We start from the raw sequence: 20,635 nt of genomic DNA, 5'->3' as shown, positions 1-20,635 counted from the left end.
ATATACGAAGCGTCGGCTTGGATGTTGCCAGGCACGCGTTAACGAACGGCCGTTGGACACCCGAGAACGGTCGTCGAGGTGACGTGCCATAGATGACTGAAACGGGTCGTCTACTGCCTTTTGCCGCCGGCAATGCCTGGCATGTCTTCCCCGGCCGACTGTAAAAGAATCGTCCTGCCGTCCGGGCGAAGTCGCATGGTGGGCAGATACGCACTACACTGAACCACCCGCTTTTCATGCCCGCACCGAAGACGCCCGAGGGAGATCGTCATGCAGACGCGCTCGCCCAATATCTCACTCACCCGCTTCCCCAGCGATGCCGAACTTGCGGCTTTGCGAAGCCGGTATGAAGGCGTCGGCGCCCGTGAGGCCGTTTCCCGCTATCTCGACCACCAACGCGTAACGGACGCTTCCGCGCGCAGTGCGCTGGGTCGCGTCCGTCGACGTCTGGCCGCCTATGCGCGGGAGCGCAATCGTCCCGACCTCGCCGCGGCCTTCCTCGAACAACCCGCGCAAGGCGGCTCCCCATCCATCTCGCGCGCCATCGAAACGCTGCGCAGGCTGCCACTCCCCCTGCCAGCGCTCGCCGATCCTGTGAGCATGTGGCTGCCGCCGCGCATTGTTACAGCGCTGATGGCCCATGGACTGCACACGATCGCGGATCTTGTCGTACGCATCCGATTCCGCCACCGCTGGTGGGAACCCGTTCGGGGGCTTGGCGCGGCTGGGGCGAGCCACATCGAGGCCTTCCTCGCCGCGCACTCCGATCTTGGCGAGCGAGCCTACGCAGCACTTGCCGCGTCGCCGCTGGCACCATGGGAAACGCTGCGTGTACCGGAGGCGCTGAACGGTACCCGCGGACAATTCCGTGCCCCCCAGACAGCCTGCCTGCTAAATGCGACCAATGACTACGAGGCGGTGCAGTCGTGGCTTTCGCTGCACGACACGCCCGGGACTCATCGTGCCTACCGCAAGGAAGTGGAACGACTGATGCTTTGGGCGATCATCGAGCGTGGCCGCGCCCTGTCGTCACTGACGACCGACGACGCGATCGCGTTCCGCGGTTTCCTGCGCCGACCGACGCCGCTCGCGCGCTGGACTGGTCCGGCCCGGCCGCGTCACAGCGCCGAGTGGCGCCCCTTCGTCTCGGCACTGTCGCCGCGCTCCACCGCGTACGCGCTGACCGTGTTGTCTGCGATGTATCGCTGGCTGGTCGAACAGCGTTACGTGTTTGCCAACCCGTTCGCGGGGGTCAGGGTGCGCCGCCGCACGCGGGCCGCCGACCTCGACGCGTCCCACAGCTTTACCGCAAGCGAATGGCAGACGGTCCGCATGATCGCTGACGCACTGGAATGGTCATACGGCTGGAGCCTGCCCGCCGCCCAGCGTTTGCGCTTTCTGCTCGACTTTGGCTACGCCACGGGTCTGAGGGCTAGTGAACTCGTCGATGCCCGGCTGGACGACATCTGCACGGATGAGCGCGGAGACCACTGGCTCCATGTGAATGGCAAGGGGGAGAAGGCCGGCAAGGCGGGGCTGCCTCCTCTTGCGCGTCGTGCGCTGACCCACTACCTGCTTCAGCGCGATCTTCCTGTCACGCCCGAGCGATGGACGCCCGGCACGCCCATTGTCGCGGGTCTGGACAACAAAGGAGCACCGATCGCGAGCCTGCGGCTCTGGCGCATCCTGCGCCGCTTCTTCCTGCTGGCCGCGCATGTGGTCGAAGCGGACCGGCCGGCGCTCGCCGGGAAGTTGCGGCAGGCAAGCCCGCACTGGCTGCGGCACACGCACGCCTCGCATGCTCTGGCGCACGGCGCCGAACTGGTGACAGTGCGGGACAACCTGCGCCACGCGTCGATCGCCACCACGTCCATTTACCTGCATGGAGACGACATCCGGCGCGCACGGCAACTGGACGAGGCATTCGGAACGCCCTGAGACGATAGACACAACTTTGCTTGCAATTTAGACACAACTTTACTTGCGTGAGCGGCCGCGAAGCCTCAGTAGTGGTGCGCAAAAACACAACTGGTGTGATAAGTATTCTTATCACAAGGCATTCATTCAATGTGAAAACATTCCATATTGAAAACGCGTCACGCCTCCAGGGGGCCGCGCCGGAGCACCCAGGAATCAATTGAGGCAACCGCCTCCGGCACGCCCTCAACCGCGCACCGGGTCCAAAATATGCGCTGTTTCCATCAAGCGACAGCGCGCAAAACCGGGAGTGGTGTGATGAATCGGGAACGCAGAGCGAAGATCGAGGCGGTGGCGGGCAGGCTCATTCAGGAAGTGATGACGACCGGCCTCACATGGGATGAGGCGGTCGCTGTATTTGGCCTTGCCGCGAAGGCCACGGCACAAGCTGCAGTACGTCTCGGGGCCGGCACGCCCGCGGATTGCCTTACGGTGGCGCGCATTCGGTTCGAGGACGCCTTCGCGCAGGACGTGCGGGTGGTCGTTACGGAATCCGCCACCCAGTAGCGCCCACGTCGACCACGCTCGAGTCAGGGTTTCGTCTCGGCAAACTGGACTCGCAACTCGCGGATGCGATCGAGATCCTGCGCCACATCGCCATATAGCCGCGCCACCACGGCGTTCACATCAGCGGGCAAATTCCTTTCAAGCGCACTGTGAAACCGCTTCTCCGCGGTATCTTCGCCCTTTTCGCAATCTGCAAGGATGGCGTCGTCGGTGCGGGTGCCAACCGCGGATTTCACATTGAGCCAGCCGCGATGCAACGCGCCCGCAACGCTGCCGCCATTTTCCGGCTTGCCGCCAAGCTTCACGACGAGTTCCTGCAACTGGCGCGCGCCACGCGAGCAGTGCACGGCACTTTCGAGCAGCGCTTCGTTCACGCTTGCGTGCTGTGCCCCGTCGGCTGCTTTCGTGAATTCGTGCTCGCCGTCCTTTGAAGTTTCGATCAGCTCGTTCAGCATGGCAATGACAGTGGTCGTCATGGGTTCGCTCCCGTCGAATAAACGCGTGAAAAGCTCCATGTTTCCGCATACGCCATGCCCGAACCGTCCTGCCAGGGGTACGATCGCGCCCGCCGCAACCTATGAGAGTTTCACCGCGTCGTGCCCCCGTACCTTCATCCCATTCGTCCTTAGCGAATCCCGCGCTTGATGAGCGGAATGAGCGAGTCGATCGTTGCGGGTGTCTGCACACCGGCGCCGGTGTTGATGGTCAGTCCCGCGAAGTGATAAGCCGCCGAGAGCACGCACTGCGTAACCGGCAGAAAGCCCTGCAGATAAAGCTGCTGATCGAGCGTCGCGGTGATGAATTTGCTCTGCAGCCCGGAAATCGTGGCAGGCGCCAGATCGATGCCGCCCACGATGATTTGCCCCGGCTTCTTGCCGGCCTGCTGGAGCGCCTGCGGAATGAACCCGGTCACGCCGCCGTGCTGGGTGCCGATGGCCTTCAGATCAGGGTGCGCCTGGATAAAGGCGACCAGGATCGGCACGGCGAGCGATGAATCGGAATCCACCTGAGGGGAGATATTGAGCCGGGTCACCTTCACACCGGCCTTTTCCAGCGTCTCGGCAAGGCCGCGGTCGGACTGGCTGCGCACACTCTCGTTGAAGACGCCATATTCGAGCGCCTCGTCGCCCTTCTTGAGCCCGGCGCTCAGCATGGCCTGAGCGGTAATCTGGCCGCCAACGTAGAGTTCGACGCCAGCGTAGCCGAAGCCCTTCGCGTCGTAGAGCTTCTGGTTATCGGGCAGCGGCGTATTGCCGACGGTCACGATGATGCCCTGGTCGACCGCCTGCTTGATCAGCGGGGCGAAGGCCGGATCGCCCGGGTGGCCCATGATGCCGATACACGTCGGCTTTGCCGCCATCGCCTGGCGAAACTGCGCAAGCATCGTCTCCGGGCTCCAGGCCGAGAACTGCTCGATCACCTTGATGCCGAAGGCGTGTCCCGCATCGGCAGCCCCCGTCTGACGTGGCAATGTCGCGCCGTCGCCGGGGTTTCCGCCCATCTGCATATACATCGTCATACCGGCGCCGAGTTGCCCTGACGTGGTCGGATCGGTCGCGCCGGCGTTCATCGAAAGGCCGAACGCAAGCACGCCCGCCCCCAGGAGGAATCCCGTCATGATCTTGTTCATCTCTCTCTCCTATCTCCTGATTTAACGGCTTTATCACCTCCCAAGCCTGAATCTTTCGCGCAACGCGCGCAGCCTGGCGGGATTCTCGACCAACAGATGCAGGATCACGGCGACGATGAACACCACCCCTTCGATCGCCTGTACCCAGAAGCCGGCGATGCCTGTCGCAACGATTCCGGCCTCCAGCATGCCAATCACGAAGGTGCCGAAGAAAGTCCCCACGATCGTCGCCGTGCCGCCGAACACCGAAGTTCCGCCGATGAACACGCCAGCCAGCGCCGGCAGCAGGTAGCCTTGCCCCTGGGTCGAGAAATAGTTCAGGTTCTCGAGCGTGAGCAGAACCGTGGCGAAACCGGCCAGCACACCCATCAGCGTGAACAGCTTCACCGTCTCACGCAGCACATTGATGCCCACGACCTTCGCTACGTTGCGGTTGTCTCCGATGAACAGCACGTGCTCGCCAAAACGGTGGCGATTGAGGATGAACCACATGAATATTGCGAGCCCGAGCGCCCAGAGCGCTTGCATCGGGAGTACGCCGAACAACGTGCCCGTGAAGACTGCATAGGCTGAACCGCTGGCGAGCTGCTGTAGCGCATAGGAGAGCCCGCCGGAAAGAATCGAAGCAACACCTGCCCAGAGGAACTGCGTGCCGATCGTCACGATGATCGAGGGCATCCCGACCACCGCGACCAGCACCCCATTCACCACGCCGACCAGCGCGCCGCCTGCCAACGCCGCAACAATGGCTAGCCAGGCGGAACCGGTGGTGTTCACGCACCAGGCGAACAGAAAGCCCGAGAATGCCATCACCGAAGGGAAAGACAGATCGATCTCCCCCGCCGCAATCACCAGCGTCAGCCCGATCGCCAGCACCACGAGCGGCGGCACAGTGGTCAGGAAGGAGAAGTAGATTGGCCAGCCCAAAAACACGCGCGGTGCCGTTGCCATGAACAGGCCGACCACCAGCGCGAATACGACCAGGCTCGGCAAGCCCTCCATGCGGGCAAATCCCGGCAGACGCAAACCCACCGGGCGCACCGGCCGTTTTTCCTTGATCGGATCGCTCACGTCTTTGTCCCCGCAACCGGCGCCGGTCCGTGCCCGCTCTGCTGCAGCGAAATCAGATACCGCGTTAGATCCTCGAGGCTCATTTCGCCTGACTTGATATCCGCGACGATGCGGCCGCGATCGAGCACGACCAGCCGATCGGCTAGCTCGTGCACATGGGCGAGGTTATGTTCGATGTAAATGCAGGCGCGCCCGGACTCCTTAATGGAGCGCACGAAGTCGAGAACCTTGCGCACCTCGCTGATGGCAAGTGCCACCGTGGGTTCATCGAGAATGATCAGATCGCTGTCGAAATACATCGCCCGTCCGATTGCGATGCCCTGGCGCTCGCCACCGGAGAGTTTCGCAATCAACGAATCCGCGTCGATCCCCACGCCGCGAAAACCGAGCTGTTGCTTGAGAATATCGTTGGCAATGCGCCGTTCTTCGGCGACATTGATGAAGCCGAGCCGATTGGTGATCTGCCGGCCGACAAAAAAATTACGCCACAGCGGTTGCTTCTCGCCGAGCGATTTCTCCTGATACACCGTCTCGAAGCGCAACCGGTGCGCCTCGCGCACGGAAAAGCGGCTCCAGTCGACCTCTTCGTCGCGGATGAACAGCTTGCCCGTGCTCGGCCGCACGACACCGGTCAACACCTTGATGAGCGTCGATTTACCCGCGCCGTTATCGCCGATCAGGCCGACGATCTCGTTGCGGCCAATGGCGAGGTCGATGCCGGAAAGCGCGCGTATCTTGCCGTAGGACAGGCTGATGCCCTGCGCGCGCACGATATGCCGCCAGTCGCTCGCAGCGGGCGCGGCATCGCTCGCCGTCACGCTGCGCTCCGGCTCGAATGAACCACAGAGATGTTGTGTACGACGATAGCCATAAAACTTTCCCCTTTGCTTATCGCTCGCCGCCTCAACTTACCTGGAAAAGTCTCTGGAATATAGTAAGACTAACAGTCAAAGTCTAGTTCAAGAATCGCCTCGCGAGACCGCTTGTTTCATCGGGAAATTACTAGTCCTGGGCATCCGAATAACGGAATGTAAGGGACTTGGGCACGTCCACGATTGATAGCAAACTTCGCGCGCGTGACCTGACACGGTGGCCCGTGCAGGAGGCACGACAGCACCGTTCGCTACCACGGCGTCGAGGTCGACAACGTGCTTGAGATGGTCAACAATCACCGGGCCCGCCACTGCCAGTTTCGACCGCCACGAATGAATCCACCTGAATTCACACTTCGCGCAGCGACGCCCGCCGACGAGCCATTTCTGTTCGCTTTGCGCAGGGCAACGATGACCGAGCACCTGGAACGTGCTGGCGAATCCACCGACGAGCACGCACATTGGGAGCGTCTTCGCTATCGCTACGACGACGCTTATGTCATCTGTTGCGGGTCGGAAAAACTCGGACTCTTCAAGTTCTTTCGCGACCTCGATGAATGGACCGTCGTACAAATCCAGATCCTGCCCGAACATCAGGGTCGCGGTATCGCGGCCCATCTGCTCGGTGAATTTCTAAGCCACGCAGACGACGCTCGCGTCCCTGTCAAACTCAGTGTTCTGAAGGGCAATCGGGCCATTAGCCTTTACCAGCGCTTTGGGTTTCACGTGGTCGACGCGACTGACACGTCGTTGCTGATGAGGCGGCGGTAACGCCGCCGCTACATGAAATTGCGCGTATGCAGCGCCGCAAGCTGCTTCGCCTGGGCCGGCTCGACGCCAAGGCGCACCAGCCTCGTGTAGCGGCCATCGGCCATTTCGCGCATCAAGGTTTGAACCTGCGCGTAGCCTCGCGCCACGGCCGCCGGCGTCAACTCGCCCGCGGCGATCAGGATCAGCGCGTCGAATACCTCTTCATTGAGACCCGCGGTGCCCTCCAGTGCGTCATGACGTTGCTCGACCGCGTGGGCCAGACGCGAACGCAGGCGCGGCTCGCTGTTGAGCCGGTAAAGCAGATGGGACATGCCCAGGGCGACATGGCGGGCCTCGTCACTGAGCGCCGGCGTCGAAACCCAGCGACTCAATATCGATAAGCGGGCTCGGCGATTCGGCCTTGGTCGTCATAGAAAGCCTCTTCCGTTACCGCACGCTCGAGCAATGCGTAGCCACTGGCGCGGCCGGGCAGCCACGACCTGAGACCCTCCAGTTCGAGCAACGGACGCACCCGCGCGTCGTTCCAGTCCATCGAGAGCAGCAGGTCGCCAAAGCGCTGCGCCGCTTCCTGCGGCACGCCGGGGCTAACCGTCATGTTGCAGTGATCGAATGCGCCCGTCGTGGCGACGATGCGCGACGCGCCCGCCGGCAGCGTCCCTTCGTCGGCAAACGCCCGGAAGTTGCCTGCGATCATCCACGTGGCGTCGATTTCGCCGCGCACGAGGGCGCTTGCCGCATCGCGTTCGCCGCCGACATGGTCGCCGTGCTTGCCGCCCAGCACGTCGAAGTGGCGCGCCTGGTAGTCCTGGCCCGCGACGAGGCCGCCCTCGTGGCGCAGATGATCCAGCGGAATCAGCGTGGCCTGAGGCGAGTCGATCGCACCGAAGCCGATCGTGCCGCCGCGCAGGTCGGCGAGTGTCTGGACGCGACTGTCACGGCGAACCACGAGCACCGAATGCAGGTCGCGGTCCGTGTCGCGCATGGCGAGCGGCAGCACGGTCTCGCCGCGCGCCTGCGCGATGCGGCTCGCGCGTATCCAGGCAAGCGGGGAATTCCACGCGAACGCAATATCGCCTGCGAACTGGGCCTCGACCTGCGTTTCATAGTTCGAGTAAAGCAGATAGTCGATCGCGACTCCGCGTTCGGCAAACCATGCCTTGAAGCCCTCCCAGATCGTGACGACCTTGGGCGCATACGCAACGGCGCCGAGCATCAGGGGGGCATTTCGTGCGCTTGAGGACATGATGGGTGTCTCCTCATCAGGCGAGCGGCAGGCCGCACAGCACGCGGCCAACGAAGTCGTAAAGGACGTCCGAGGTCGGTCCCATGATGGAGGCGGCGCGCGCGTCGCGGAACAGTCGCTCGATGCCCACCTCTTTGCGAAAGGCCGCGCCGCCGCAAATACGCATCGCCGTATCGGTCACGGCGAGCGCGGCTTCCGCGGCTACCGCCTTCACTTCGAGTACGCGCAGCATCGCGTCGGGCCGGCCCGACGCCAGCGCGGCGAGCGTATCGTCGCGCAGCGCGCGCGCCTGATCGACGCGCAGCTGCGCGCGGGCGAGATAGGCGCGGATGGTCGGCAGGTCGGCAAGGGCACTGCCGCTCTCCGCGAAGCGGCTGCCGGTCACGTGAGGAATGGCGCGCGCCAGCGCGCCATCGGCGATGCCGATCGATGTCGACGCAACGAGGTTTGCAAACGCCGGCAATGCTTCGCCATTCATGATGTCGCCGCCGCCCCCGTCAGGGCCGAGCATCGCACTGGCCGGCACACGCAATCCTTCGGCCTGGATCGGCGCGGACGCGTTGCCGCGCAAGCCGAGGCCGTCGAAGGGCTGCGGACAGTGCAGCCCTTGCGCACGGCTGTCCACGAGCCACAGCGTACTGGCGCCATCCGCGGCCAGCGCCGGTCGCGACGACCAGACGTAGGAGTCGGCTTCGACGGCGGACGTCACCATGCTCTTGTTGCCGTTGAGCACGAAATCGTCGCCATCGGGATGCGCGGTGCCGACCGGCGCCCAGAAATGGCTGCGTGAGCCGGTCTCGGACCATGCCAGCGTGGTGAGGTGCCCGCCTTGCGCAATGGCGCGCCTCACTTCGATGGGGCCGTATTTATCGATGAGGATGGCGCCGGCGTAGTGCATGGTGACGACCATCGCGGTGGACGGGCAGTCCCGCGCGATGCGCTCGACCACCTGACACGCCTGCGCGACGCCCTGCCCCATGCCGCCGAGCTCTTCGGCGCTGACGAGTCCGAGCAGACGTGCCTCGCCTAGTGCGTCGAGGGCCGCGCGGGGAAAGCGCGCGAGCTGATCCGTTTGGGGAGCTTCGGGGGCAATAGCGGTGCGAACGAGCGGTTCCAGCACGTCGATCAAGGACATCGGAGTCTCCCGGACAGAGTTGGCGGAGACGGTCGTCCGGGTCTGTTCTGACGCCGCGCACGTGTTGCGCAGCCGAAAATGGAGGACGCGCGTGCGCCGCTCCGGTGCATCTGTCGCATGCAGACCTGCAACAACGACTCTCGCACTTGAAGGAGCCCGCAGCGCATCGCAGCGCCGCAGGCCGGCACATTATTGCATCTGCCGATTTTCTCTGGACGCTGGATGTACCGGCTCGTCCGCAAGGCCTGGGTGCGGGCTGCGCCCAGGCCTCAGACAGCTCAATGCATATCGCCAACGACAACGCGTGCCGACAACGCGTTCGTATCGCGCGACGACGACGCGGCGCGAATCTCGTAGCTTCCGCCATGCACCTGCCACGCGTGCGTCGTGACGTTCCACGTCGCGAGGCGCCGTGCCGGGATGACGACGGTCACCTGCTGCGACTGCCCGGGCCGCAAGGCGACCTTCGTCCATCCCACCAGGCGCTGCGGCGGCTCGCCGAGTCCCGGCGGCAGCGTCGCGTACACCTGGGCGACTTCGGCGCCGGCACGCGAGCCCGTGTTGGCAACGGTGAACGTCGCGATCACATTGCCGCCCTGATCGGTACGCGTCCGGAGCCCCGAGTACGAGTAAGTCGTATAGGAGAGGCCATAGCCAAACGGGAAGAGCGGATCGATGTTTTTCGCATCGAACCAGCGGTACCCCATCAGGACTCCTTCGCTATAGACGACGTTCAGGTTGTTCGGGTCGATGGTCGGCTGCGGCAGATCGGCTTCCTGGCGCGGGAACGTGATCGGCAGCTTGGCGGACGGGTTTACGTCGCCGAACAGGATGTCCGCGATCGCCTGACCGCCTTGCACACCGGGATACCACGCTTCCACTACACCGTGAACGCTGCCGAGCCACGGCATCGTGACGGGGCTGCCATTCTCCAGCACGACGATGATCCGTTTGGCCTTCGCAGCCACCGCGTTGATCAGCGCATTCTGGTCGTAAAGCTGATTGCTCGCGTCCGCCTTGTTGTCCGGCAAGGACAGGTTCGCCAGATCCGTGCCCTCGCTTTCCCACTGCGTGGCGAACACGATCGCGACATCGGCGCTGGCGGCTGCGCTAGCCGCGGCGGAGGCGTTCGTGCCGTCGAAATACGTCACCGTGGCCTGAGGCGCCTTGGCCTTGATCGCGTTGTACGGCGAGGACTTGTACCAGGTCGCGCAACTCGAAAGCAGCGGATTGCCGGACTGGCATCCCGACACCGCATTGCCGTCTGCCGCGGGCACGCCTCCCGACCCGCCTCCGGACATCACACCGACATCGGCATGGCCGCCGATCACGACGATCGAGTGCAGGCCGCCAGCGGCGAGCGGAAGGACCGGCTGGTTACTGCCGGATGCCGATCCATTCTTCAGTAGAACGATCGACTCGTGCGCGACCGCGAGAGCGTCACGGTTGCCTGCCGTCTGGTCGACCGAGCCGCCGGGGGTGGGCGGGTTGTCCATGACGCCGAGGGCGATCATGGTGCGCAGCTTGCGAAAGACCATATCGTTGAGACGGGCGACCGGAACGGTACCGGCCTGGACCGCGGCCTTGAGCGCGCTGCTGAAATAAGACTGAATGCCAAAGCCCGCGCCGGCCGTGCCAAGATCGCCGGGCTGCTCTTCGTCGAGACCGGCCATCGCGGACGCGACAGTGCTATGGTTGGCCGTCCAGTCCGACTGAACCTTGCCCTTGAATCCCCACTCTTTCTTCAGGATGGTCGTGAGGAGTTCCGGGTTCTGGCAGGCATACACGCCATTGATCAGGTTGTACGAGCACATCACGTTGCCGGGATGCCCCTCGCGCACGGCGATCTCGAAGGCGAGCAGCTCCGTTTCCCGCATCGTCCTTTCGTCGACCACGGAATTGCTCGTCATCCGGTTGGTTTCCTGGTCGTTCATCGCGTAGTGCTTCACCGTTGCGATCACGTCCTGAGACTGCGTCCCCATGGTGCGCGCCGCACTCATCGTGCCGGTCAGGACGGGATCTTCGCCCATGTACTCGAACGTGCGGCCGTCGCGCGGTTCACGCGCCAGATTGAGCCCGCCACCCAGCCCTTCCGCGTAGCCGAGCACGCGCAGCTCACGGGCAATACGCGAGCCGTAGGCCCCCGCGAGCGCCACATCCCAGCTCGAGGCGAGCCCGATCGGTGCGGGAAAAGCCGTGGCATGCGCGTTCTGCACGTTCACGCCGCCAGCCGAATCCGCGGTGGCCAGCGGGGGAATGCCCAGGCGACTGATACCGGGGATATAACCGGCGCCCTGCACCCACGATGGAAACGGGCCACCCAGACCGACGGTGGGAATGCCCGTGCCGTGCACCAGCTGGATCTTTTCGTCGAGCGTCAATTGCGATACCAGCACTGCCGCGCGCCTGTCGGCCTGGTCGCCCTTCGCTTTCCAGTCAAAGGCCGGCTGCTGTGACACACCCGAAGCCTGGGAAAAGAACTGCGCCACCATCGAAAATGGGCTGTTTCCCCATGTATTGCCGGTGGCAGCTTGATCCGCGTACGCCACAGAGCCGGCACATAATGCGCCGGCGACGGCAATCGCTATTTTCTTCGTATTCCTCACGGTGTCTCTCCTGTTTTGCCGATTGCATGAGCGATGACCCGCAGGATTGCGGGACCGTAATCGGACTACATTTTTCTTCTAGTTTTATGTTGAATTGCCCTACGTAGCGAGATGACGATAGCACCGGAGAAACGTTGGCGCTTATCGTGCCGTCGCAGAACTTAACTTTGCGTCGCAGTATCAGGGTTTGCCTTAACCCTGCTCCGTTTGCCATTCCGTCGTTACCTTACAGGCAGTTTTCGAGTCTGCGCACCCCGCTCACAGCGCCCGCGCAGTGGTTCATGCGGATTCGATATCTGGCCCCATCGGGCCGTTTGAGGATTGCAGCAAGGATGCTAAAGTCACCAGCTACCAGCGGTTAGCCGAGGCGACGTTTCTCCGTTCCATGGTGTCTCCCATGACGACCGACCAAAAGACCGTTTCAAACGTCCTTGCCCAACTCTCGCTCAAGTCCGCCGTCGAGCACGGCATGTCGCCACACGATTTCACGCGCCTCACCGGCATCACCGAGGCGGAACTCGTCCATCCGGACGGGCGCATCCCCGCACACAAGCACATTGCCATGCTCAATCTGCTGGAGCCGGGCTACCAGGCTTCGGAGCGGCTCGAAATCTTTTCCAGTTATTCGTTTCGCGCCCCCATCAGCACCTTATTGGCCATCGTCACGAACAGCCCGACGTTGACGAAGGCCTTTGACCAGTTTCTGCGCTACCGGGTGTTGATCGGAAATGTCGATACCGTGAAGGTAAAGCGGGCAGCCCAGACATTCGAATTCGAATACGTTCTGGACGGCGCGGGCAGAAGTTCATCGAGCGCTTTCTATAATTTTCTGCTGCTCATTCGACTCGCCGAACAGTACAACGACGACGAGCCCTATCCCACCCAGATCGAGTTGACCGGAGAGGCGTTTGCGCCCGTCTCCCAGCTCTCGCACCTGTGTGGCGCGACGGTGAAATTCAGGCAAAGCCGCAACCGCATGCTGATGAAAACCGGAGCGGCAGACCTGCCGTATTGCAGGTACAACGAGATCACCGAAAACATTCTCTGCGGGCAGGCCGATGCCGATATCAGACGCTTCGTTGTGGGCCATTCGTTTTCTTCGAGAATCGAAGATTTCGTGACGAAGATGATTCGTGAGGCGCATGCCGGTCTGCCATTTGCGAACCCCATGGAAGAAGTCTGCGGCCGCCTTGGCATTTCACGCTCGACGCTGCACCGGCGCCTGCAGGTTGAAGGGACGAACTTCCAGGCTATCCTGTCTCATGCGCGCCTCGAGGAGGCACGGCGGTTGCTGCCCTTGGCCGACTATTCGGTTGCCGCGGTGAGCGATCTTCTCGGCTTTTCTTCTCCCTGCGCGTTCTCGCGTTTCTTTCTCGAGAACAGCGGCAAGTCTCCTTCGCGCTACAAGTTCGAAAACTGCAGGCTCTAGTGAGCCTTCTGGGCAAACCGCGCCTGCGCTGTACACGATCGAATATTCGGGACCAGAAAGAAAGCGAACACGCGCGTCGAAATCACGATGAGGTCGATGAACAGAGCGCACTACGCAATACACGTGGATGATCAGATCGAGGCTGCATGAGCGCTCGACGCGCCGTCACGAAGGCGCAGGTCAGTGCGCCGGTCCGAAGAAGGCCTGCGCACCTTCCGATGGCGTCAGTCCGGCGGCGAAATAGCCTTCGAGGCGCTCGGCCTTGGCGTCGTCGAGCAAAAACGGCGGACGCACGAGCCCTTGCGCAATGGCGTGGTCGTACCACCGGCTCATCCACTCGCGCAGCTTCGTTTCATAGGGTGACGGCAATTCGTCTGGCGCGATCTCTTCCATGCGCAATCTCCGCTCGCGGCCTGACTGCCGCTATATGCTTGTCGCGACACGTGCTGCGCCCATCGAAGGACGCAGGATATCGGGTGGAAACACCTGCCATCCACGGTCGGGATGGCGGAAGAAAAACAGCGCGCGCGGTCCGTCCGCTGTCTGCGCCTCGATGAACACGCTCGCGATCCGCCCGGACGGCGCACGATGCACCGTCACGACCCGCACTGTCTGCCTGCTGGTGGGGTTCAGCCACTTCACGACTGCTGCCCCTAACGACTGCCGCACCGCCATCGCCGCCCCCCACGCTTTAGGTGAAATCATCGTAGACAGCCGTTAAACCGGCCGCCATCGGGACGGGTAGATAGTTCCCTCGGGATTGTCCGGTTCGTTTGTCAGGATTTCCTTCTCGCCGCGCACGACCGCGCGTTACTCGCCCACCAGCCCATGCCGGATCGCATAGCGGATCACCTCCGCGTTATTGCCCAGCCCGAGTTTTTGCATCAGCCGCATCTTGTGGGTGCTGATCGTCTTGGCGCTGAGCGCGCACGCATCGGCGATATCGTTGATGCTCTTGCCCGACGCGAGCATCTGCAACACCTGGAACTCGCGGTCCGAGAGCACTTCGTGCGGGGGCACATCGCCCGAATGCTTCTCGAACACCATGGCGTCGACGAGTTTCGGGTCGATAAAGCGCCCGCCGTCCGCGAGCTTGCGAATCGCGGCCAGTAGCACTTCCGGATCGCTGTCCTTCGTCACGTAGCCTGTCGCGCCGGCCCGCAGCGCGCGCGACGCGACCTGGGCTTCGTTGTGGATGCTGAGCACGAGCACCGGCAACGCAGGTTCCTCGGCGCGCACGCGGCGGATGAGATCGACGCCGCTGATGCCCGGCATCGTCATGTCCAGCAGCAGCAGGTCGACTTCGCAGGTCCGCAGCTTTTCGATCACCTCCGAGCCCTGCCCGGCCTCCGCCGTCACGACCATGTCGGCAGTCGTCGCGAGGATCTGCTTGAGTCCGCCACGCACGATGGCATGGTCATCGGCGATGAGTATTCTGATCATGGGGGTCTTCGAGCGGAACGTGGATCGAAATCGTGGTGCCAGACGCAATGCCGATGGTCAGGTCTTTGCAGGGCTGACTGTCGATGCTCAACGTACCACCAATCAGCCTCGCGCGCTCTGTCATGCCAAGCAGACCGTATGCGTACCTTGCATACGCGGCGGCCACGTCGAAGCCGCGGCCGTCGTCGCGCACACGCAAGTCTAGCGAGCCGGGCCCGGTGCTGAGCGTGAGCTCGACGCGCTGCGCCGCCGCGTGGCGCGCGACGTTCGTCAGCGCCGCCTCGACGATCCGGAAGAGCGCCGTGGCCTGCATGTCCGACAAGGCCGGCTCGCCGCTTGCCATGTGCAGTTCGCACGGGATGGCGTTGTGCCGGCTCCATTGACTGGTGAGCCATTCGAGCGCCGAAACGAGGCCGAAGTTGAGCGCCGCAGGCCGCAGGTGGCTTGCCACGTTGCGGACCATCCAGATCGTGCCTTCGACCAGTTCGCGCATGTCGTCGGCCCGGCCGACGGCCTCCGGATCGTCGGTGAGCCGCATCCGCAGCAGCGAGACGTCCATTTTCAGCGCCGTCAGCAACTGGCCGAGTTCGTCCTGAATCTCCAGCGCGCTGCGCTTGCGCTCGTCTTCGCGCATTCCCTCCAGATAAGCCGACAGGGCCCGCTGCTGCTCGCGCGAGCGCACGAGTTCGTCTTCCACGCGCTTGCGGCCGGAAATGTCGTGCAGGCCGACGTAAATGGCCGGTGCGCCATCGTAGTTCGACAGCCGTGCTGTCGCCATGGCCCAGAACTGCGTCCCGTCCGGCCGACGCAGATTCACCTCCGCGTCGCTGAAGCTGCCTTGGGCCGCGAGACAGCGCACGAGTCTTTCGCGCTCCAGCGGATCGACGTAGAAGTCGACGATATTGACGTTCGCGCGCGCCGCTTCATCGAGGCGCAGCAGTTCGCGAAACCGTGCGTTGGCATAGAGCAGTTGGCCGTCGGGCATCGAGGTGATGCCCATGGCCACCGGGCCCGATTCGACGATCGCGCGAAAGCGCGTTTCGCACGCGTTGAGCCCGCGCTGCTGCATGGCGAGTTGCCGGTGGGCCGACCGCAACGCGATGTGCGTGCGGACCCTGGCCACCAGCTCCTCGACGAGCACGGGCTTGCGCACATGGTCGGCTGCGCCGGCGCTGAGGCCATCGGCGAGACTTCGATGATGGCCTGCCGGCATCATGAGCACCACGGGAATATCGCGCGTGCGCGCATCCGACTTCAGGCTGCGGCAGGTGGCGAGGGCGCCCACACTGGCGGCCTCTGAATCGAGCAGAATCAGTTCGGGCTGGGAGACGTACGAACGCTCCAGCACCTCGAGGCCGCTGTTCGCGGCGAGCACCTCGAAGCCCTCCCATACGAGGTGGTCGGCGATCAAGCGGGTCTCGTTCGGCGTACCGCCCGCGACCAGTATCGTGCAGGGGTTCGTTGTCGTGGCCTGCGAGTCAGTCATCTTGCCCACGGTTGCTCCGGCCCTGGTTACTTTGTTTTTTCCTCGTCGCCAAAGCCATGGCCCTTCGGCAACCCTTTATCACGTATGCAGGTAATACGGATTGCGCGCCCCGTTAGCCCGTTAGCCCTCTATGTTCCAGGTGCCTTACGTAGCGAACGAATGCCTCGCGGAAATTTCCGCACGGTCGATCAGTTCGTCGAGACTGCGTGCGAGTTCGCCAAGCGCCGATAACGCATACAGATCGAGCTTGTCCGCATGGTTGCGGCGCAAGTCTTTCATGCTTTCCTGCAAGCGCCGTATCGTGCCCGCGCGGCTGTCCGGCAGCGGCCAGCAGTGCATCAAATAAGCCAGCGGCATGAGATTGCGGGATTCGCACCACGTATCGAACAGGCGCATGCAGATCGAGTTCACGTCCTGCACGCGCGCCTTACGGTCGCCCCACTCGGAAATCATCGCGCGTCGCCTCTGCCAAGCTTCGAATTTTGCTGACGTCATGATGAGCCCGCCAATGATCGCGTGCAGTCGTCTTCGACTGCAAACGGTAAAGGGGAACCCTGAATCTTGTGTCGGGAAATCCTGAATGGCGGACTTCGAGGCGCAATCGCACCCTTGAATGTCTGCCGGGAATTTCCGTCCTGGCCCGAAGTAAAGCGGATTGTCGGCGAGATTACGTCGCGTTATGCTGCGCGCGACTGACCGTTCGGTTCCACACAATGCCGCGCATGGCATACGCTGATTTCGTATGAACAGAAGACAGATGATCGCGCAATGCGTCGGTATAGGCGCGAGCCTGATAACGATGCGGGCGACCATGGCGTTGCCGGTCAGCCGTGGGCCAGCAAGCGTCGTATTCCTGAATCCGGGCGAAAGCGTGGAACACGATACGGGCCAGCACTGGCAACTCGTCTCGCGCTTCATGGCCGCGACTGCAAAACGCTTTGGCATGCAGCTGGAAGTGCTCTACGCGGAGCGCGATCATCTGCTGATGCTTCGCCAGGCCGAATCCGTAGCGGCACGTACAGCGGCGCCCGACTATGTGGTGATCGTCAACGAAAAGATGGCCGCGCCGCAGATGCTGCAAACGCTGGCACGCTCGAGCGCCAAAGTGCTGTTGATCCACAACGATCTGACCGAAGCCCAGCGTGCCCAGACCGGCAACGAGCGCGAACGGATCGCGAACTGGATCGGCACCGTCACCGCCGATGCCGGACGCGGCAGCTTTCGCCTCATGGATTACCTGATCCGTTCGAACGGCAGCGGCCCCGCCCGCGTGATCGGCATTACCGGCGACCCTGCCACGCCGGTCTCTGCCGAGCGCGCCGCCGGGGTGCAGGCCGCGCTCGCGCGCCGGCCGCAGGACCGCATCGATCAGCTCGTCTATGGGGACTGGAGTTTTTCCGACGGCCGCGACAAGGCGCGCGTGCTGCTCTCGCGCTACCCGGATGCCAATATCCTTTGGGCTGCCAACGATTCGATGACGCTTGGTGCATTGAGTGCGGTGCAGGAGCGGCATCTGTCCACCATCGTCGGCGGGCTCGGTGCGCTGCCCGAAGCCGTGGCTTCGGTCATTCGCGGCGACCTGGCCGCGATCGTTGCAGGCGACCAGTTCATCGGCGCATGCGCGCTGGTCCTCATTCACGACTACCACTACGGCGCGGACTTTGCGCAAGTGGGCGGACCGCGCCAGCGGCTCGACTATCTGAAGGTGCTCGACAGCAGCGACGCCAGGCGTTACGCCGAGATTGCCTTTCAAGGCCGCACGTCTCCCGACTTCAGCCGTTTCTCGCGCGTGCAAAGCCGGCGTGTGGGCGCCTACACGTTCGATCTCGACACCCTGCTCGATTCCGCTTCAAAGGCCGCGTAATGCTGCAAACCCTGTTGCGTGCCCGCTTCCCACGCAGCCTGCATGCGCAGCTCATGCTCTCGCTGCTGGTGCTCTGTACGCTGGTGGCGGGCACGTCGGCGTTCTTCCTGCTCGAGCATGCGCGCGAAGGCCGGATCGCGGAACTCGACGAACGTGCGAACCGCATTGCCGATCTCCTCAGCCAGTCGCTCGCGCAGCCGCTCTGGAATGTCGATCGCGACGCGATCACACGGCAACTGAATGTGCTCAAACCGAATCCGGAGGTGGTGAGCTTCACCGTGACCGCGACCAACTATGGCGTGCTGGCCGACGCGAGCAATGCGCCGATGCCCGACCCGCAGGCGCGCGTGGTTCGCGTGCGGCCGATAGAATTCACGCCACCCGGCAATGCGCCGCCCGAAAAGATCGGCGAGGTCCGCGTGGTCCTGACGCGGGCCGCCGCCGACCGGGGTTTCGAGGCCGCGCGCGCGGCGGTGCTGGGAACGCTCGCGCTCGTGCTCGCCGTGGTGTACGTCACGACCTTTCTGCTCCTCAAACACCTCGTGCGCGAGCCCATCCGGCGCCTGGAAGAAATGGTCGACCGCATCGCGTCAGGCGATCTGGACAGCCGCTGCGCCATCGAATCCAGTGTCGAACTGGGCCGGCTGGCCGCGCGTGTCAACGTGATGGCGGAGCGGCTGCGCGACTCGACGGCATCGCTCAGGGAGAGCGAGCGCAAGTACCGGAGCATCATCGAGAATTCACTCGAAGGATTCTTCGTGCTCGATCGCAATGGCAAACTCTGCGACGCCAATCCCGCGATGGCCCAGTTGCTCGGCTACCGCGACGTTCAAGGCATGATCACGGCGCCACGCGACGACGCGGGCGCAGTTCATGCCAAGCCCCAGCCGTTTTCCAGCGGGAAAACGGCCCAACTCTTCGCGATGCTGCAATTGACCGGCAAGATCGCGGGCCTGGAAATCGAGCTGACTCGCGCCGACGGCACCGCGGTCTGGTGTCAGCTCAATGCCCGCGGCATACGCTACGACGGCGCGGCCCCCCAATGCCTCGAAGGACAGTTGACCGATATCTCGGGCCGCAAGCAGGCGATGGAGATCCTCACGCGCCATCGCGATCAGCTCGAGGAAGAAGTGCGCGAGCGCACGCGAACCGAGCAGCTGCTTCGCCATTCGCGCGAACAGTTGCGCCAGCTTTCGTCCCACCAGGAGTCGATCCGCGAAGAGGAGCGGCGGCAGATCGCCATGACGATCCACGACGAACTGGGCCAGTTGCTCACCGCGATCAAGATCAATGTCTCCTTGCTCAAGCTTGCGCTGAGCCAGGGCGCCGAGTGGCAACAAAAGGTAGGCGACATCGGCGGGCTGGCTGAACGCACCATCGACATCGTGCGCAACGTCGCGAGTCACCTGCGACCGGCCGCGCTGAATTTCGGGCTCCTGTCGGCACTCGAATGGCTCGTTCAGGACTTCACCCGACACAACGCAACGGTCTGCACGTTCCTGCTCGAAGGCCGCGAACCTTCATTGAGCGACGACCGCGCGACGGCGGTGTTCCGCATCGTCCAGGAGGCGCTCACCAATGTCAGCCGCCACGCGCAGGCCTCGCATGCCGAGGTCGTCCTGCGTTGCATCCATAACCACTTCGAACTCGAGGTCCATGACGACGGCAACGGGTTCGACGTGGCGAAGGCGATCCGTGGGGATTCGTATGGACTGCAAGGCATGCAGGAGCGCGCACGGATGATCGGCGCGCAGTTTCATATCGAAAGCCGGGACGGGCCGGGATCGACGGTTCGCATCGTGTTCAACGAGACGACGGAACACGTCAGTCGAGCGCTGCCCGCCGATAACGAACTCCGCTAGTCATGCCTCGTCCGCCTGGCGCTTTTCGCTAGATGCGAAATCCTGATGGTCGTTTCCCTGATTTGCCAACCTGGCCTCATGTCCCGGCGCCCGGCGTCGGCTGTGCGAGCCGCCACGCGAGATTGGCGCGTGCCGCGGCCTCGCAATGCGAATGAAAGTAATCGGTCAGGTAGATGCGCGGGCGCGCGAGCAGCGTCTCCAGCATCCGCCGCTCGTGCATGGCGTAGGCGTGCTCGTCCAGGTCCGGGCGTTCGGCTCTCAGGCGCATGCCGTTGTCCTGAAACTGGCGGCGCGGTGCGCCCAGTGACGCGAGATCGATGTCGCACGCGAAGCGCGCATCCAGTTCATCCGGCGCGCGGGTATGCCGGGTCGCGAGAATCGCTTCGCAAATGCGCTCGCAAGCCGCGATGCGATCGTCTGCGCAGCGCCGCAGCCACTGCGCGCTGCGCTCCTCATTGTCCTGAGCGCCCGGAACATAGATCACGTCGTGGCACCACAGCGCAAGCTCCACGAGATTGCCATGCGCAATCGCCTCGCGCGCCCGGTCGAAATCGCGCAGGCAGCGGTGCACGTGGCGCAGCGTGTGGTAGTGCCGCCCCGCCTCGCCATAACGGCGCGCGAGATCGGCATAGACGGCCTCGGCGCGCGCGCCCCCGCTGCGCGACCACAGTTCGACGAAGCGTCCCTGCGTGCGGTTCACCCCTCCTCCTTTGCGCGCTGCGCAATGCTCGGAGAAAAT

20 protein-coding genes are annotated in these 20,635 nt (G+C 63.5%); 6 read left to right on the top strand and 14 right to left on the bottom strand.

All coding sequences use genetic code 11. The annotated features are described in order from the left end of the window. Nucleotides 1-270: 270 nt before the first annotated feature. The gene (locus tag BFD71_RS11955) at nucleotides 271-1,938 is read left to right on the top strand and encodes a phage integrase family protein (RefSeq protein WP_069263876.1); all 1,668 of its coding nucleotides are present in this window, start codon (nucleotides 271-273) and stop codon (nucleotides 1,936-1,938) included. A gap of 297 nt (nucleotides 1,939-2,235) precedes the next feature. Then, the gene (locus tag BFD71_RS11950; RefSeq protein ID WP_069263874.1) at nucleotides 2,236-2,484 is read left to right on the top strand and encodes a hypothetical protein; all 249 of its coding nucleotides are present in this window, start codon (nucleotides 2,236-2,238) and stop codon (nucleotides 2,482-2,484) included. Nucleotides 2,485-2,507: 23 nt separating this feature from the next. Here the strand turns inward: BFD71_RS11950 and BFD71_RS11945 are convergent, their stop codons facing one another. From BFD71_RS11945 to BFD71_RS11930, 4 genes are all read right to left on the bottom strand, one after another. Continuing rightward, nucleotides 2,508-2,960 (bottom strand): ferritin-like domain-containing protein, encoded by a 453-nt coding sequence (locus BFD71_RS11945; protein WP_069264176.1) that lies wholly within the window; start codon nucleotides 2,958-2,960, stop codon nucleotides 2,508-2,510. Between the two features lie 149 nt (nucleotides 2,961-3,109). Further along, complete coding sequence (locus BFD71_RS11940; RefSeq protein ID WP_069263872.1) at nucleotides 3,110-4,114, bottom strand: substrate-binding domain-containing protein; 1,005 nt, start codon at nucleotides 4,112-4,114, stop codon at nucleotides 3,110-3,112. Between the two features lie 33 nt (nucleotides 4,115-4,147). Further along, nucleotides 4,148-5,185 carry an ABC transporter permease gene (locus BFD71_RS11935; protein WP_256094633.1) on the bottom strand — a complete coding sequence of 346 codons (1,038 nt, stop codon included), beginning with the start codon at nucleotides 5,183-5,185 and terminating at the stop codon, nucleotides 4,148-4,150. Beyond that, complete coding sequence (locus BFD71_RS11930) at nucleotides 5,182-5,955, bottom strand: ATP-binding cassette domain-containing protein (protein ID WP_256094632.1); 774 nt, start codon at nucleotides 5,953-5,955, stop codon at nucleotides 5,182-5,184. The genes BFD71_RS11935 and BFD71_RS11930 overlap by 4 nt, the downstream gene beginning before the upstream one ends. 435 nt (nucleotides 5,956-6,390) lie before the next feature. Between BFD71_RS11930 and BFD71_RS11925 the strand changes: the two genes are divergently transcribed. Beyond that, nucleotides 6,391-6,828: a GNAT family N-acetyltransferase gene (locus BFD71_RS11925; RefSeq protein ID WP_069263868.1), complete on the top strand. Its 438-nt coding sequence runs from the start codon at nucleotides 6,391-6,393 to the stop codon at nucleotides 6,826-6,828. Nucleotides 6,829-6,836: 8 nt separating this feature from the next. Here BFD71_RS11925 and BFD71_RS11920 read toward each other — a convergent pair whose 3' ends face one another. From BFD71_RS11920 to BFD71_RS11905, 4 genes are all read right to left on the bottom strand, one after another. Further along, nucleotides 6,837-7,139 (bottom strand): hypothetical protein, encoded by a 303-nt coding sequence (locus BFD71_RS11920; protein ID WP_069263866.1) that lies wholly within the window; start codon nucleotides 7,137-7,139, stop codon nucleotides 6,837-6,839. A gap of 56 nt (nucleotides 7,140-7,195) precedes the next feature. Further along, nucleotides 7,196-8,071 carry a phosphate/phosphite/phosphonate ABC transporter substrate-binding protein gene (locus BFD71_RS11915; RefSeq protein ID WP_069263864.1) on the bottom strand — a complete coding sequence of 292 codons (876 nt, stop codon included), beginning with the start codon at nucleotides 8,069-8,071 and terminating at the stop codon, nucleotides 7,196-7,198. A 16-nt stretch (nucleotides 8,072-8,087) separates the two neighbouring features. Next, nucleotides 8,088-9,206: an acyl-CoA dehydrogenase family protein gene (locus BFD71_RS11910; RefSeq protein ID WP_069263862.1), complete on the bottom strand. Its 1,119-nt coding sequence runs from the start codon at nucleotides 9,204-9,206 to the stop codon at nucleotides 8,088-8,090. 278 nt (nucleotides 9,207-9,484) lie between these two features. Further along, a complete protein-coding gene (locus tag BFD71_RS11905; protein WP_370684270.1) occupies nucleotides 9,485-11,812 on the bottom strand; it encodes a beta-glucosidase family protein in 2,328 nt (775 codons plus the stop codon). Between the two features lie 397 nt (nucleotides 11,813-12,209). On the opposite strand from BFD71_RS11905, the gene BFD71_RS11900 reads away from it, so the two are divergent. Then, the gene (locus BFD71_RS11900) at nucleotides 12,210-13,241 is read left to right on the top strand and encodes an AraC family transcriptional regulator (protein WP_069263860.1); all 1,032 of its coding nucleotides are present in this window, start codon (nucleotides 12,210-12,212) and stop codon (nucleotides 13,239-13,241) included. 180 nt (nucleotides 13,242-13,421) lie between these two features. On the opposite strand, the gene BFD71_RS11895 is transcribed toward BFD71_RS11900, so the two are convergent. The 5 genes from BFD71_RS11895 to BFD71_RS42820 form a co-directional block, all read right to left on the bottom strand. After that, nucleotides 13,422-13,634: a hypothetical protein gene (locus BFD71_RS11895; protein ID WP_028203895.1), complete on the bottom strand. Its 213-nt coding sequence runs from the start codon at nucleotides 13,632-13,634 to the stop codon at nucleotides 13,422-13,424. A gap of 30 nt (nucleotides 13,635-13,664) precedes the next feature. After that, nucleotides 13,665-13,883, bottom strand: a complete 219-nt coding sequence (locus tag BFD71_RS11890; RefSeq protein ID WP_141710642.1) for a hypothetical protein — start codon at nucleotides 13,881-13,883, stop codon at nucleotides 13,665-13,667. A 168-nt stretch (nucleotides 13,884-14,051) separates the two neighbouring features. Beyond that, complete coding sequence (locus BFD71_RS11885; protein ID WP_069263858.1) at nucleotides 14,052-14,684, bottom strand: response regulator; 633 nt, start codon at nucleotides 14,682-14,684, stop codon at nucleotides 14,052-14,054. Next, nucleotides 14,659-16,170: a histidine kinase gene (locus BFD71_RS11880; RefSeq protein WP_069264170.1), complete on the bottom strand. Its 1,512-nt coding sequence runs from the start codon at nucleotides 16,168-16,170 to the stop codon at nucleotides 14,659-14,661. The genes BFD71_RS11885 and BFD71_RS11880 overlap by 26 nt, the downstream gene beginning before the upstream one ends. Nucleotides 16,171-16,314: 144 nt before the next feature. Continuing rightward, a complete protein-coding gene (locus BFD71_RS42820; RefSeq protein WP_370684269.1) occupies nucleotides 16,315-16,983 on the bottom strand; it encodes a hypothetical protein in 669 nt (222 codons plus the stop codon). Here BFD71_RS42820 and BFD71_RS11870 point away from each other — a divergent pair. Both BFD71_RS11870 and BFD71_RS11865 read left to right on the top strand, forming a co-directional pair. Beyond that, nucleotides 16,982-18,034 carry an ABC transporter substrate-binding protein gene (locus tag BFD71_RS11870; protein ID WP_256094631.1) on the top strand — a complete coding sequence of 351 codons (1,053 nt, stop codon included), beginning with the start codon at nucleotides 16,982-16,984 and terminating at the stop codon, nucleotides 18,032-18,034. The two genes, BFD71_RS42820 and BFD71_RS11870, sit on opposite strands and share 2 nt — an antisense overlap. Next, on the top strand, nucleotides 18,034-19,896 hold the full coding sequence (locus tag BFD71_RS11865) for a PAS domain S-box protein (protein WP_069263852.1): 1,863 nt from the start codon (nucleotides 18,034-18,036) through the stop codon (nucleotides 19,894-19,896). The genes BFD71_RS11870 and BFD71_RS11865 overlap by 1 nt, the downstream gene beginning before the upstream one ends. 76 nt (nucleotides 19,897-19,972) lie before the next feature. Here the strand turns inward: BFD71_RS11865 and BFD71_RS11860 are convergent, their stop codons facing one another. Then, nucleotides 19,973-20,596 (bottom strand): HD domain-containing protein, encoded by a 624-nt coding sequence (locus BFD71_RS11860; RefSeq protein ID WP_069263848.1) that lies wholly within the window; start codon nucleotides 20,594-20,596, stop codon nucleotides 19,973-19,975. Nucleotides 20,597-20,635: the final 39 nt, after the last annotated feature.

It is taken from the genome of Paraburkholderia nodosa (assembly GCF_001718195.1).
Classification (GTDB): domain Bacteria; phylum Pseudomonadota; class Gammaproteobacteria; order Burkholderiales; family Burkholderiaceae; genus Paraburkholderia; species Paraburkholderia nodosa_A.
Note: the sequence above shows the minus strand (reverse complement) of the source record. Positions and strands in the feature narration are given on the sequence as shown.

Bases quoted from the DNA above. Each gene is read 5' to 3' on its own strand.
- BFD71_RS11955 (WP_069263876.1), top strand. From the start codon at position 271: ATGCAGACGCGCTCGCCCAATATCTCACTCACCCGCTTCCCCAGCGAT.
- BFD71_RS11950 (WP_069263874.1), top strand. From the start codon at position 2,236: ATGAATCGGGAACGCAGAGCGAAGATCGAGGCGGTGGCGGGCAGGCTC.
- BFD71_RS11945 (WP_069264176.1), bottom strand. From the start codon at position 2,960: ATGACGACCACTGTCATTGCCATGCTGAACGAGCTGATCGAAACTTCA.
- BFD71_RS11940 (WP_069263872.1), bottom strand. From the start codon at position 4,114: ATGAACAAGATCATGACGGGATTCCTCCTGGGGGCGGGCGTGCTTGCG.
- BFD71_RS11925 (WP_069263868.1), top strand. From the start codon at position 6,391: ATGAATCCACCTGAATTCACACTTCGCGCAGCGACGCCCGCCGACGAG.
- BFD71_RS11920 (WP_069263866.1), bottom strand. From the start codon at position 7,139: ATGTCCCATCTGCTTTACCGGCTCAACAGCGAGCCGCGCCTGCGTTCG.
- BFD71_RS11915 (WP_069263864.1), bottom strand. From the start codon at position 8,071: ATGTCCTCAAGCGCACGAAATGCCCCCCTGATGCTCGGCGCCGTTGCG.
- BFD71_RS11910 (WP_069263862.1), bottom strand. From the start codon at position 9,206: ATGTCCTTGATCGACGTGCTGGAACCGCTCGTTCGCACCGCTATTGCC.
- BFD71_RS11900 (WP_069263860.1), top strand. From the start codon at position 12,210: ATGACGACCGACCAAAAGACCGTTTCAAACGTCCTTGCCCAACTCTCG.
- BFD71_RS11895 (WP_028203895.1), bottom strand. From the start codon at position 13,634: ATGGAAGAGATCGCGCCAGACGAATTGCCGTCACCCTATGAAACGAAG.
- BFD71_RS11885 (WP_069263858.1), bottom strand. From the start codon at position 14,684: ATGATCAGAATACTCATCGCCGATGACCATGCCATCGTGCGTGGCGGA.
- BFD71_RS11880 (WP_069264170.1), bottom strand. From the start codon at position 16,170: ATGACTGACTCGCAGGCCACGACAACGAACCCCTGCACGATACTGGTC.
- BFD71_RS11870 (WP_256094631.1), top strand. From the start codon at position 16,982: ATGGCGTTGCCGGTCAGCCGTGGGCCAGCAAGCGTCGTATTCCTGAAT.
- BFD71_RS42820 (WP_370684269.1), bottom strand. From the start codon at position 16,983: ATGGTCGCCCGCATCGTTATCAGGCTCGCGCCTATACCGACGCATTGC.
- BFD71_RS11865 (WP_069263852.1), top strand. From the start codon at position 18,034: ATGCTGCAAACCCTGTTGCGTGCCCGCTTCCCACGCAGCCTGCATGCG.